The organism is Nocardia veterana NBRC 100344 (genome assembly GCF_000308855.1).
Lineage (GTDB): Bacteria > Actinomycetota > Actinomycetes > Mycobacteriales > Mycobacteriaceae > Nocardia > Nocardia veterana.
The window spans coordinates 18,167-30,054 of record NZ_BAGM01000096.1 but is presented as its reverse complement, the minus strand read 5'-3'; the positions used below and the strand labels follow the sequence as shown (position 1 = coordinate 30,054).

The 11,888-nt window shown below is 67.1% G+C and carries 13 protein-coding genes; 5 read left to right on the top strand and 8 right to left on the bottom strand.

Features of this window, described 5'->3' with window-relative positions:
• Positions 1-5 precede the first annotated feature (5 nt).
• Complete coding sequence (locus tag ON37_RS17935) at positions 6-1,451, bottom strand: outer membrane protein assembly factor BamB family protein (protein WP_245553248.1); 1,446 nt, start codon at positions 1,449-1,451, stop codon at positions 6-8.
• A 204-nt stretch (positions 1,452-1,655) separates the two neighbouring features.
• Between ON37_RS17935 and ON37_RS17930 the strand changes: the two genes are divergently transcribed.
• Together ON37_RS17930 and ON37_RS17925 are read left to right on the top strand one after the other, a co-directional pair.
• Positions 1,656-2,399, top strand: coding sequence for an acyltransferase (locus ON37_RS17930; RefSeq protein WP_174362120.1), 744 nt, complete (start codon positions 1,656-1,658; stop codon positions 2,397-2,399).
• Between the two features lie 60 nt (positions 2,400-2,459).
• Complete coding sequence (locus ON37_RS17925; protein ID WP_040720772.1) at positions 2,460-2,999, top strand: DUF1697 domain-containing protein; 540 nt, start codon at positions 2,460-2,462, stop codon at positions 2,997-2,999.
• A gap of 313 nt (positions 3,000-3,312) precedes the next feature.
• Here the strand turns inward: ON37_RS17925 and ON37_RS17920 are convergent, their stop codons facing one another.
• Positions 3,313-3,966 (bottom strand): TetR/AcrR family transcriptional regulator, encoded by a 654-nt coding sequence (locus tag ON37_RS17920; RefSeq protein ID WP_040720770.1) that lies wholly within the window; start codon positions 3,964-3,966, stop codon positions 3,313-3,315.
• A gap of 95 nt (positions 3,967-4,061) precedes the next feature.
• Between ON37_RS17920 and ON37_RS17915 the strand changes: the two genes are divergently transcribed.
• On the top strand, positions 4,062-4,766 hold the full coding sequence (locus tag ON37_RS17915) for an SDR family NAD(P)-dependent oxidoreductase (RefSeq protein ID WP_051031728.1): 705 nt from the start codon (positions 4,062-4,064) through the stop codon (positions 4,764-4,766).
• Positions 4,767-4,833: 67 nt separating this feature from the next.
• Here ON37_RS17915 and ON37_RS17910 read toward each other — a convergent pair whose 3' ends face one another.
• The gene (locus ON37_RS17910; protein ID WP_040720769.1) at positions 4,834-6,126 is read right to left on the bottom strand and encodes an NAD(P)/FAD-dependent oxidoreductase; all 1,293 of its coding nucleotides are present in this window, start codon (positions 6,124-6,126) and stop codon (positions 4,834-4,836) included.
• 111 nt (positions 6,127-6,237) lie between these two features.
• On the opposite strand from ON37_RS17910, the gene ON37_RS17905 reads away from it, so the two are divergent.
• On the top strand, positions 6,238-7,095 hold the full coding sequence (locus tag ON37_RS17905; RefSeq protein WP_040720902.1) for a LysR family transcriptional regulator: 858 nt from the start codon (positions 6,238-6,240) through the stop codon (positions 7,093-7,095).
• 63 nt (positions 7,096-7,158) lie between these two features.
• Here ON37_RS17905 and ON37_RS17900 read toward each other — a convergent pair whose 3' ends face one another.
• The 5 genes from ON37_RS17900 to ON37_RS17880 all read right to left on the bottom strand — a co-directional run bounded on the left by ON37_RS17900 (position 7,159) and on the right by ON37_RS17880 (position 11,341).
• Positions 7,159-7,806, bottom strand: coding sequence for a GTP-binding protein (locus tag ON37_RS17900; protein ID WP_083893085.1), 648 nt, complete (start codon positions 7,804-7,806; stop codon positions 7,159-7,161).
• Positions 7,781-8,131 (bottom strand): DUF742 domain-containing protein, encoded by a 351-nt coding sequence (locus ON37_RS17895; RefSeq protein ID WP_040720767.1) that lies wholly within the window; start codon positions 8,129-8,131, stop codon positions 7,781-7,783. The genes ON37_RS17900 and ON37_RS17895 overlap by 26 nt, the downstream gene beginning before the upstream one ends.
• Entirely contained in the window at positions 8,128-8,556 is a 429-nt protein-coding gene (locus ON37_RS17890) for a roadblock/LC7 domain-containing protein (protein ID WP_040720766.1), read from the bottom strand. Before ON37_RS17890 ends, ON37_RS17895 begins: the two co-directional genes overlap by 4 nt.
• A complete protein-coding gene (locus tag ON37_RS17885) occupies positions 8,556-10,013 on the bottom strand; it encodes an ATP-binding protein (protein ID WP_245553247.1) in 1,458 nt (485 codons plus the stop codon). The genes ON37_RS17890 and ON37_RS17885 overlap by 1 nt, the downstream gene beginning before the upstream one ends.
• A gap of 281 nt (positions 10,014-10,294) precedes the next feature.
• Positions 10,295-11,341 (bottom strand): aminoglycoside phosphotransferase family protein, encoded by a 1,047-nt coding sequence (locus ON37_RS17880; protein WP_083893084.1) that lies wholly within the window; start codon positions 11,339-11,341, stop codon positions 10,295-10,297.
• 116 nt (positions 11,342-11,457) lie between these two features.
• On the opposite strand from ON37_RS17880, the gene ON37_RS17875 reads away from it, so the two are divergent.
• The gene (locus tag ON37_RS17875) at positions 11,458-11,886 is read left to right on the top strand and encodes a DUF1707 domain-containing protein (protein WP_051031727.1); all 429 of its coding nucleotides are present in this window, start codon (positions 11,458-11,460) and stop codon (positions 11,884-11,886) included.
• Positions 11,887-11,888 lie beyond the last annotated feature (2 nt).

Sequence of the window (11,888 nt, the reverse complement as noted above, 5' to 3'; positions counted from 1 at the left end):
CCGAGCTAGTGTTCCGGCTCGAAGGCGAACAGTTCGCCGATGCGGGTCGCCACCACCACTTCACCGTCGGGTCCGATGGTCGTCGAGACTGTGGTGCCCTGGGCGCCCGGCAGCGCCGCCGAGGCGATCGTCTTACCGGTCTCGGTCTCGAAGGTGAGCAGAGTGAGCGCCTCGCCCATCGGCACCACCACGTAGCCGGTGCCGCCGGCGGTCTGGACGGGACGGCCGCGCAGCGTCAGGTCCTTGCGCTCCCAGGCGATCTCGACGCTGTCGCCCTTGTCGCGCAGGGCCGTCAGATGCCCGTCGTCCCCGCCGGGAACGAGCAGCCCGTCCAGTTCGGAGATGCCGCCGCGCGGGGTGAAACCCAGCGGCTGGGTCCATTTGGTGCGACCGTCGGCGGTGTCGACGGCGAGCAGGCGCCCGCTGTTGTCGCCGACGTACAGCGTCTTTCCGTCCGCGGACAGGGTCGGACTGGTCGCGCTGCCGTCGGTCAGGATGTCCACGCTCCAGTCCTGGACGACCTTGCGATCGGCGTAGTGCAGCGCCACCAGCGAGGCCGCGGGGGCGCCGGGGCGCCAGGCCGTCAGATAGAACCGCCCCGAATCCCGGTCGAGCGCCGACACATTCGCCACCGGGCACTGCGGGCCGCCGATCGCGCAGTCGTCGATACCCTGCCCGTCCGGCGGTCGCGGCACGTTCGGATGGGCGAGGAAGTCCGGATCGCCCAGCACCTGATAGGTCGACACCTCGCGGTCGCCGGTCTGCCGATCCAGGATGTCGACCTGACCGGATTGCGATACCGACAGCACCGTGCCGTCGCTGGTGAACTGCACCGAAACGGGAACGCCCGCAACGGGTGTGCGCCAGCGCGGCTGGCCCAGCGCGTTGAATGCGAAGACCGCTCCGTCGTCGCCGACGTAGACATTGCTCGCGCCGTCGACCGCCGAGGCCGCGGCGATGGCGTCCGGTCCGAGCGCATTGCAGAACCGCTTGCGGCCGGTCGGCATCTGGAAGGAGAAGATGATGCCGGTGGTGCCCGGTTTGCCGACACAGTCGGTGGTGGTCCGTGAGGTGACGAACAACTGCCCGTCCGGGCCGATCGTGGTCGCGTTGGCCAGCGGCCCACCGATGGGCCGGGACCAGCTGAGACGCAGCCGGCGGGAGCCGTCGACAGGACTCGATCCGCTGTTGCGAGCATCGTGGAAGGCCGACTGCCAGCCTTTTCCGGGACCCACCTTGATGTCGTCGATCGTGGTGCTGCCGCACCCGGTCAGCGCCAGCATGCCGACGGCGCCCAGCGCGGCGACGGCGCGCTTCGGTGCGCCCGCTCGAATTGCCGAGCGGCGCAAGGACGTCGGGTGGTGTCCGCCGCGGTCGTGCTCGCTGCGCTCGGGTCGCCGGCTGCCGCTTCGCACCTGCTGGACTCCCATCTGTTCGTAACGGGCCTGCACGAGACTAGAACATTCACCACCGTCGCAGCGTGCTGGGTGAGAAGATGCGGCGCCGGAACCGGCCGCCGAGCGGCCCGCGAGTGTCGCGGCGCGAATATCCGGGGCGGAGTCGCGCGCCCGCGATACGAAAGTACCCTGGTACTTCGATCGGGTGACCACGAGGTATCCGTCGCCGGAAGGAAAGGGAGCAGACCCGTGACGAGCATGTGGGGCGCACCGTTGCGTTCGCGTTGGCGGGGGTCACGCCGCCGGGATCCGGAGCAGGCGCGATTTCTGACGATGGCGTCGCTGCGCTGGGTGCTCGCCAACCGCGCGTACACGCCGTGGTACCTGGTGCGGTACTACCGGTTGTTCAAGTTCCGGATGGCCAATCCGCATATCGTGCTGCGCGGCATGGTCTTTCTCGGTCGCAACGTCGAAATCCATGCCACCCCCGAACTGGGCCGGATGGAGATCGGCAAGTGGGTGCACATCGGCGACGGTAACGCCCTGCGCTGCCACGAGGGTTCGCTGCGGATCGGTGACAAGGTCGTCTTCGGCAAGGACAACGTCGTCAACACCTACCTCGACATCGAGATCGGTGAGTCCACCCTGGTCGCCGACTGGTGCTACATCTGCGACTTCGACCACCGCATGGACGATGTGACGATGCCGATCAAGGACCAGGGCATCGTGAAGAGCCCGGTCCGGATCGGTCCCGACACCTGGATCGCGGCCAAGGTGACCGTGCTGCGCGAAACCCGGGTGGGCCGCGGCTGCGTGCTCGGCGCCCATGCCGTGGTGAAGGGGGAGATCCCGGACTACAGCATCGCCGTCGGCGCCCCGGCCCGGGTGGTCAAGAACCGGAAGAAGGCCTGGGACGACGCCGCCGAGGAGCGGGCCCGTCACGCCGCCGCGCTGGCCGATATCGAACGCAAGAAGGCGGGGGTCGGGGCGGGTCCGGAGTGATCCGTTGCCGGCAGATGTGCGGCCGCCGCATTGTCGGTGCCGGCCGGTAGCCTTCGGCGCATGAACCGGTACGCGGCGTGGTTGCGGGGGATCATGCCCAGTAACCCGAATATGCGCAACGAGAAGTTGCGGGCGGTGTTCGAGGGCCTCGGCTTCGAGGATGTGGGGTCGGTGCTGGCCAGCGGGAACATCGTCTTCGGCAGCACCGAAACCGATACGGCCGCAATGGAATCGCAGATCCAGGCCGCGCTGCAGGCCGAACTCGGTATCGGCGGCGGCACCATCATCCGCAGCCGGGAGGAGCTGCGGGCGCTGGTCGATTCGGATCCGTTCCCCGGACTCACCCATGCCCGCGGCACCTATCTCACCGTGACGTTCGTGAAGGAGCGGGCCCGGCTCGCCCCACCCGATCCGCCGGCCGTCCCGGAGTCCGCGGTGCGGATCGTGCGCTACGACCGAGCTGCTGCGGCACTGCTGGCGGTCATCGACAACACCGACTCGTCGACGCCCAACCACATGGCCTGGCTGGAGACGGTCTACGGCAAGGACATCACCACCCGCACCTGGCTGACCGTCCAGAAGGTGCTGGCCAAGTTGTAGCTCCGCGCGGTTCCTGAGCAGCGAAGACGGCGAAATTTCGGCCGCTCCGGGTCTTGACTGCGCGCGAATCAGGAGGACACTGTAAATACACCGGAATACCGGAGAGCAGTTGCGTAATCGGATGAGACGTCAGCCGATGAACAAGACTTTTTCCAGGATCCGGCCAGGCCCCCGGCAAGCCAGTCGAGTACCGGACCGTCAGCGACGACTGAGGTTCAGGAATCGATGGAGACTACCGGGGACTGCTCGTATTCGGGGCTTTTCGAACCCCCACGGCCTTCCTTCGTCCGATGGCCTTCCTTCGCGTAACCGTTCAGCTGAGGGTCATGGCCGTCCGCACCGTTTCTTGGGTCAACGATTCACCGGGGAGCGGATGCGCCGACTCGGCGCGCATTCCGTCGAGCAGCACCGCCAGATGCCGACGCCAGGCCTCGGGCGCCACATCGCGCACGCCCTCGGTGGCGCGGACCACCGACCACAGCAGCAGGCCGAGATCGGCCTCGGTGATGTCGGCGCGGAGCTGTCCGGCCTGCTGGGCGCGGGCGACCATCCGGCGGAACAGGTCGTGGCCCCGCTGTTTCGCGACCTCTATCGGGCTGTCCGCGGGCAGCGAATAGACGCAGATATCGGTGAACCCCCGGTCGTTCGCCTGCCACTCGGCCAGCCGCGTCAGATGCTCGACCAGTCCCGTCCACGGATCGGCCGCCTGCAACGCGGCTTCGGCGCTGCGTCCGGACTCGAGCACCGAATCCAGCAGCGCATCGGCGATCAGGGCCTCGCGAGTGGGGAAGTGGTTGTACAGGGTGCCGATACTGACCCCGGCGTCGCGGGCGATCTGATTGAGCGAGGCTTCCAGGCCTTCCGCCTCGAATCGGCGTCGGGCAGCGGCGGCGATCCGGTCCCGGTTGTCGCGGGCATCGCGGCGGCGAGGCCGTCTTGCGGCGTTCTCGGCGATCTTCTCCACCATGAACTCAGCCTAACAAGTTGAACACCCACTCGACTTCCACTAACTTGAGGGGGCGCTCAAAATTGAGCGGATACTCGACTTAGGGAGGTCTGGTCATGCCCCATCTGGCTGTGTTCGGCGCGGGTCCGGCGCTCGGCTTGTCGGCCGCGCTGCGCTTCGGCCGCGCGGGCTACTCGGTGTCGCTGATCGCGCGCAATGCCGACACCCTCGAACGACTGCGCACGCGACTGACAGCGGAACGGATCGAGGCGGATGCACTGCTCGCCGATCTCACCGCGGACGACCACATCGACCGCGCGCTGACCGAACTACAGGCGGTACACGGTGTTCCGGATGTGGTCGTCTACAGCCCCGGCGATGTCAGCAGGCTGCCGGTCGACGCGCTGTCGCTCGATGCGGACACCCTGCGCAGCTGGCTGCCGATCAATTTGACCACCCCCGTGCGGATCACGCATGCCCTGCTACCGCCGATGATCGGGCGCGGAACCGGCGCGATACTCATCGCCCAGGGCGGTGCGGTCCGCGAGCCCGCCGCGGCGCTGGCCAGCTCCAGCGTCCCGCAATCGGCCATGCTGAACTATCTGCACGCGATCGACCAGCAGGTTCGTCCTCGGGGCGTCCGCGTCGGGGCACTGTTGATCACTCGGCTGATCGAACACAGCGCGGCCCAAAAGCTGTTCGACTCCGGCCATTTCGCCTCGGTCGAGCCCGGCGCGGTGCAGCGGGTGCATCCGGACGTCCTGGCCGAGGAGCTGTTCGCCATGGCGACGACGGACGCCGAGGTGGAGCGAGCGGCCTGACCTCGCTCCGGGATGACCGGTACGGCGACGCTGTCGCAGGGCGTCAGCGCCGCCGATGGCTTCTCCGCTAGGCGGCTTGTCGGTCGCGCGGGGCCTCGGTGCGGGCGGGCGTATCGGTTTCGTCGAAGCCCGGGCGGCCGGTGCCGACGAAGGCGACCAGCCAGGACAGCACCGCGACGAAGCGGTTGCGGAAGCCGACCAGGTAGAACAGGTGCACGGCAAGCCAGGTAGCCCAGGCGATGGTGCCGGTGAACTTGATCCGGTCGTTGAGCTTGGTGACCGCGCTGAACCGGCTGATCACCGCCATCGATCCCTTGTCCCAGTACACGAACGGGGTGCCGGCCGGCTTCTTGCGGCGGATGATGTCGGCGACGTGGCGGCCCTCCTGCATGGCCGTCGGCGACTGGCCGGGGTAGCCGTTCAGCGAGGTCATATCGCCGATGGCGTAGATGTCGGCATGTCCGCCGACCGTGCAGTCGGGGTTGATGAGCAGTCGCCCGGCGCGGTCGGTTTCACAGCCCGTCGCCTCGGCCAGCAGCTTCGCGAAACCACCGGCCGCCACACCCGCCGACCACACCACGGTTTCGGCGCCGATACCGCGCTCGACTCCGTCCTTGGTCTTGACCGTCACCTTGCCGGGTTCGATATCGGTGACGAAGGTGTCGAGCAATACCTCGACGCCGTTGCGGGTCAACGACTTCCGTGCGTACTCCGACAGGCTGCCCCCGAACGGCGGCAGCACCGCACCGGCGCCCTCGACCAGGGTGACCGAAATCTCCTGGTGGTAATGCCGTTTCGCGAGCTCCTTGAGCTGGCCCGCGACTTCCACCCCGGTGGGGCCGGCGCCGACGACGACGAAGCTCAGCAGGCGCTCGCGGGTTTCGCGGTCCGCCTTGGCCGCTTCGGCGAAGACCCGCTCGATCTGCGCGCGCAGCAGCTTCGCGTCTTCGATGGTCTTGAGCGAGAATGTCTTCTCCGCGAAATCGTCGCGGCCGAAATAGGACTGGGTGGCGCCGGTCGCCGCGATCAGCGATCCGTAGCGAATCTTGCGCGGTCCCTGCTCGGTCTCGTAGGTGAGTACCGCCGCGTCGGCGTCGATGTCGACGACCTTGCCCAGGCGCACATCAGCGCCCTTGTGCCGGCGCAGGATCTGCGCGATCGGCGGGGCGATGTCGGTGGACGGGAGCACACCCGTCGCTACCTGATAGAGCAGCGGTTGGAACAGATGTTCCGGCGTGGCGGAGATGAGAACGTAGTCGACCCCCGATTTGCTGAGCTGCTTCGCGGCGGCGAGCCCGCCGAACCCCGAACCCACGATGACCACATCGGTGGTTTCGATTCCCGCATCCACGTGTTGCATGACAGCCTCCTTCTGTCATTACTAACCGCGATTCATTGGCTGGATGTTCCAGGGGTCAGGGCGCATAATATTGATGACTCTTATCTAGATCGCTCATGAATGGAGATCGTGATGGAACTGCGGCAGCTCACGTACTTCGTCGCGGTCTGTGAGGAATTGAGCTTCAGCCGGGCGGCTACTCGGTGCTTCATATCGCAATCGGCTATCAGTCATCAAATCGCGAGACTCGAGCATGATCTTGGTGTGCAGCTGTTCGAGCGCTCGACGCGCTCGGTCGTGCCGACCGAGGCAACTGCTCGGCTACTTCCTCTTGCGAAACAAATGCTGAGCCTCGAATCCGCTATTCGCGCAGCTGTTCGCGACTCCGGGCCGCGAATTCGCTTGGCGGCGAATATGTCCTTCGCAACAAGATCGCTCTCGGCGATCGCCGGAGCACGCGAAGCGCATCCGGGTGCCGAAATCGAGTTCGTCATCAAGCCTTTCCGGCAGCGCATCGCGGCGGTCGCCGATGGCGACTGTGATCTTGCTCTCATCCGAGGCAGTGTCGAACAGCCCGGTCTGACGGTCGAGCAGCTGTGGGTGGAGGACCTCGTCATCGCCACCTCGACCGCCCACCCGCTGGCCGGCCGGACCGATGTGAAACTCCCGGAGTTGGGGAAATACCCGCTGCTCCTCCCACCGGAGACGGAACAGGTGCTGTTGCACAATGTCGTCCGGCACGCCTTCGCCGAACTGCCCACCCGCCCGAGTTACGGTCCGCCCATCCCGCCGGATCACACCGCGACGATGGAACTGATCAACCGTCCCGATGCCTGGACCATTCTCTACGCCGACAGTGCGACCGAGGGCATCGCGACGTTGACCTTGGCGGGCCGACCATTGCGCATCCCGGTCTCGGCGGTACTGCGCAGCGATATCCGCCGCTCGCCCATCCTGGTGACCCTTCTCGCGGCGCTCCACAGCGCATGACCGAGGTCCGAATACGCAGAACGCCGCACTCGACAGGTGCGGCGTTCTGCGATCCGTCGGATCTCAGCCTCTGGATTCCAGCCGGTGGAACAGGAATTCGACGAGCGTGATCAGCGAGCGGAGGCAGGTGCCGCGGTCGCGCGCGTCCAACGCGGTCAACGGGGTGCCCGGCTCGAGATCGAGGGCGTCGCGGATCTCGCTGAGCGGGAAGCGCTGTGCGCCGTCGAATTCGTTGATCGCCACCGAATACGGCACGCCGCGTTCCTCGAGGATCGAGAGCACCTCGTCGGCCTTCTCGATCCGCCGGGTGTCGACCAGGACGAGCGCACCGAGCGCACCGTTCGCCAATTCCTCCCACAGTGGCAGGAAGCGGCGCTGGCCCGGGGTGCCGAACAGATACAGCGCCAGTTGCGGATTGAGCGTGATACGCCCGAAATCCATGGCGACCGTAGTGGTCTGTTTACCGGGGAGGCCGGCCATATCGTCGACACCGACGCTGGCCTCGGTGATGGTCTCCTCGGTGCGCAGCGGCCGGATCTCGGACACACTGCTGACGAACGTGGTCTTACCGACGCCGAAATTACCTGCTACCAACAGCTTTACCGACCGCGTGACCGTTTCGGGGACATAGTCGACCGTTCGTTCGGTCACGGGGGCGGGTCGTTCGGACAGGGCGGTCGGGCGCTCAGACGGCGAGAGCGCGGAGCCCATTCAGTACCTCCTCGAGCAGGGCGACCTCCGGCACATTGTCCACCGGGGTCGGGTTGACCAGATGGCCGCTGTCGAGGAGATCCGATACCACGATCTTCACTACCGAGGGCGGCAGGTCGAGATATGCGGCCACTTCGGCGAGCGACAGTGCAGCGTGCCGGCTGCAGACACTCAAAACCCGGCGCGCGTCCGGACTCGCACCGGGCGTCGGATCCTGGGCTGCCACAACAAGTGTCACCAAGTTGACCGAGCGGGACGCACGGGTGCGGCCACCCGTGCGCACATAGGCACGGACCAGATCGGGATCGCGCCGGTGCGTGCTCATGCCCGATCGCTACCGGGCCTGTGGCGGGGCAGGCTGCCGAGTTCACGGCCCACTCGGACGGCGAGTTCGTTCATCCGGTGCGCGACCATGCTGACATCGACATCGGGCATGGTGGACACGCCGATCAGCGCGCCCTCACCGGCTGCGGTGATGAAGATCATGCCCTCGTCGTACTCGGTCATGTTCTGGCGCACCGTATTCGCGCCGCCACAGAATTCGCTCAGCGCCTTACCCAAGGATCTGAGTCCGGACGCTGCGGCGGCGAACCGCTCGGCATCGTCCAGCGTGATGGCGCCGACGTGGGCGATGCGCAGGCCGTCCTCGGACAGTAGTACGGCGAAGCGGACGCCGGGAACTGTGAGGTCCTCGAGCATCCACGACAGCTTGTTGTCGCTGTCGGTCACAGTGGTGCCGGGTGTGGCCATCAGGATGTCATCCCTTCGGAGTTGTCATGTGCGGCTGCACGTCCGCTGGTGGAACCGGTCTGCCAGGCTTCGGCGATATCGACGCGGGGGAGACCGGTATCGGTGCGGGGCCCGCGAGCGGAGGCGGGCACGGCCACGCTGCGGCGACGCCGGCGCGGCAGACCGCCGGGGGTGATCTCGTGCACCGTCGAGGACTGGCCGGTCGGTGTCGGATCAGCGGCGGGCAGGGGGGTCGGCTCGGCGACCGAGCCGGAGGCCGCCGAGGAGATGCTCACCGCGGCGGGAATATCGATATTGTTCGCGACCGCACTGGTCGCGACCGCCGGGGCCGCGGGGATTTCGGCCGGGGCGGACAACGGCGGGGCGATGGCGGTGTCGATGGCCTCGGGCCGGGCGGCCAGCAGTCCTTCCGGCACATAGACCATTGCTCGCATACCGCCGTAGATGTTCGGTCCGTCGATGTAGACGGTGAAGCCGTAGCGGCGCGCCAGGGCGGCGATACCAGGGAAACCGACGCGCGGGGTGGGGCCCAGCTGGTGGATGTCCACGGTGCGTTCACCGGCGAGGACCTGTCGGGCCTCCTCCATCTGTTCGGGGTTCATCCGGACGCCCGCGTCGTCGACGATCACGGTCAGGCCGTGGTGGCCTTCCTGGAAGGTGACATCGACGAACGAGGTGGGCGGCGAGTAGCGCAACGCGTTGTCCAGCAGGGTGGCCAGGGTGTGCACCAGCGGCTCGACCGCACGGCTGATCACGACCCGGTCGAGCTGCTGCGGCCGCACCCGGGTGAAGTCGCGCACGCGGCCGATCGCGCCGCCGACGATGTCTGTCAGCGACTGCTGCGGCCAGCGGCGTCCGGGCAGACCGCCACAGACGATCACGTACGACTGCGCCTGGCGGATCATCTGCTGCACGCTGTGGTCGATCCGGATCAGCGTTTCGTAGACGTCGTCGCCGCGATGTTCCCGCAGTGCGGCACTGACCACCTGGCTGACGTCGGCGCCCAGGCTGACGACCGAGGTGCCGAAGGCGCGCACGGCCGCGCTGGTCGCCTCGCGAGAGGCGTTCTCGACCTGCTCACGCACGCTGGCCTCGGTGGCGGAGATCGCCTGCTGCTTCTCGTATTCGAGTTCCTGGGTGGTGCGCTCATGGGTTTCGGCCGCCACCCGGTGCAGATCGTCGGCGTAGCGTTCGGTCAGCCGCTGCAGCAGTTGGGCGAAGCGGGAGCCGCCACGGTCGATGGCGGGCAGTTCGACCGTCGATTCGGCGCGCCGCACCGAATCGGCCACCAAACCCATTGTGGTGCTCGTGAAATGTTCGAGCTCGTCCTCGTGGGCGCGTAACTCCGCCTCAGCTCTGCGAGCGCGGGCACGTTGCTGCGACGCGTAATAGGCGGCGTAGACGGCTCCCGCAATCGTCAGTATCAGAATGGCGGCGAGGATCCACGAAAGAGTCACGGCGGTAGCTTGATTCATCAGTTCCCTCGGTGCCGGATATCCCGGCCGCTTCGTCCTTCCCTACTCGACGACCGCGAGTCCGCACGGCCGATATCACTCAGGTCGGACGGCGGGAACGCGGCAGGCAGGATGTTACTGCACCTAACCTGAATGGGACCTCGAAGCGCTTACCGGACAGGCGAATTCATCATCTACCTGCCGGTCGAGGATCCCGATCGGCCCCAGCACCCGACGACAGCAAACATAGCAGCAATTCCGGGTGGCAGCGACCGATTCGTTATCTACGGTTGGGTAGGAAAATGTTCAGCGTGGCTGTTTCGGAATCCGGGAGGCCGCACGGGTGGAGCCTCCGGTGCCGACGGGCCCGCCGCGGCCGCCAGTGCGGTGGCGACGGCGAGGTGTAAGCGCAGGTCGTCGGGCTCGTCATCGGTGACGGCCCAGGCGATTTCCTCCATCGTGCGCAGGAACGCCCAGGCGTGCGCGCGGTCGGGATCGACGCCGGTGGCGGTCGCGGTGGAGGTCACCATTCGTTCCGCGTGGGCGGCCGTGGGGAATCGCTGAATCCGAATCGTGATCAGGAAACCGATATCGAATGCGGCCTCGCCCAGATACGGTTTCGGATCGATCAGCAACCACGGTTCCCGTTCGGCCGCAACGATATTGCCCAAGTGGGTGTCGCGATTCACGATCACCGGCGGCCCCGGATGCCGTGTCAGTTCGGCACAGTGGTGAATGGCACGTTCCAGCAGACCGGTCGGAACGGCTCGCGTCAACCCGGGTTCCGGACTGCCGAAGCGAACCGACCAGTCGGCCAAAATCGCGGCGACACGGGGAAATTCCGGAAATCCGGCGGGCAGGGGAAGCGGTTCGCGGCGCAGTCGCCGGTACAGTCGGCAGGCCGCGTCCACCTTGTCCGAATGTTCGGGTAAGCCCTCGAGGCTGGGAAAACCGGGCTGCTGCAACAGAGGCGTGCCCGGCCGCGCCCATTCCAGCAGCATCGACCCGCTCGCCGGGTCGTAGTCGTAGAGGCGGACCGCACCGTCGCCGTCGTAACAGAACAGCCCGCTCGCCTCGCCGGCGTTCTCCTCGTCGACGATCGGAATCTTCAGTACCGCGACCGAATCGTCGGCGCGGCGCACCGGCGCGGCATAGGAGTGGGTGCCTCCGCCGAACGGGGCGCCGATCGGTTCCAGTTGCCAGTGCGCGCAGCGTTCCTCGACCAGGGCGGGCAGGTCGCGCAGCCAAGCCCGCCCACGTGCGCCGAAGGCCGTGCTGACGGTGGTGACCACCTCGGGTGGCAGAGCGAGCGGAGCGGGGTGGGTCGGCATGCGCTCAGCCTGCGATATGCCGGTGGGGAGGGGCAAGCGGATTGTCGCGTGCGGCTTCGGTTTCGGAGCCGATGGTTCCGCCAGCGCCCGGCGGCGTCGCGTTCTAGGCTTGGCCCGTGGGAAACGAGCACGTGCGGGCCTCGGACGCGGACCGCGAGAAGATCGTCGAACAACTGCGCTCGGCGATGAACGAGGGCCGGCTGAACCTGGCCGAATTCGACGACCGCGTTCAGCAGGTATACGCCGCACGCACCTACGGAGAGCTCGCGCCGATCCTGTCGGACCTACCCGCCGTCCACGCGGAGCGACAGCGGGCGCCGCGCAGCCGGACGGTACCGCCCTGGGTACTGATCATGTGGACGCCGTGGGTGTTCGTGAATGTGCTGTGCCTGGTGATCTGGGCGGCCACCGGGGCCGGGTACTTCTGGCCCTTCTGGGTGGCGGTGCCGTGGGGGATCGCGCTGTGCATCCCGACCGCCATCGGCGTGATCACCGGACGGCCGCCGGAGAAGTCGTCGCGCCGCGACGAGGACCGGCGTCGCTGATC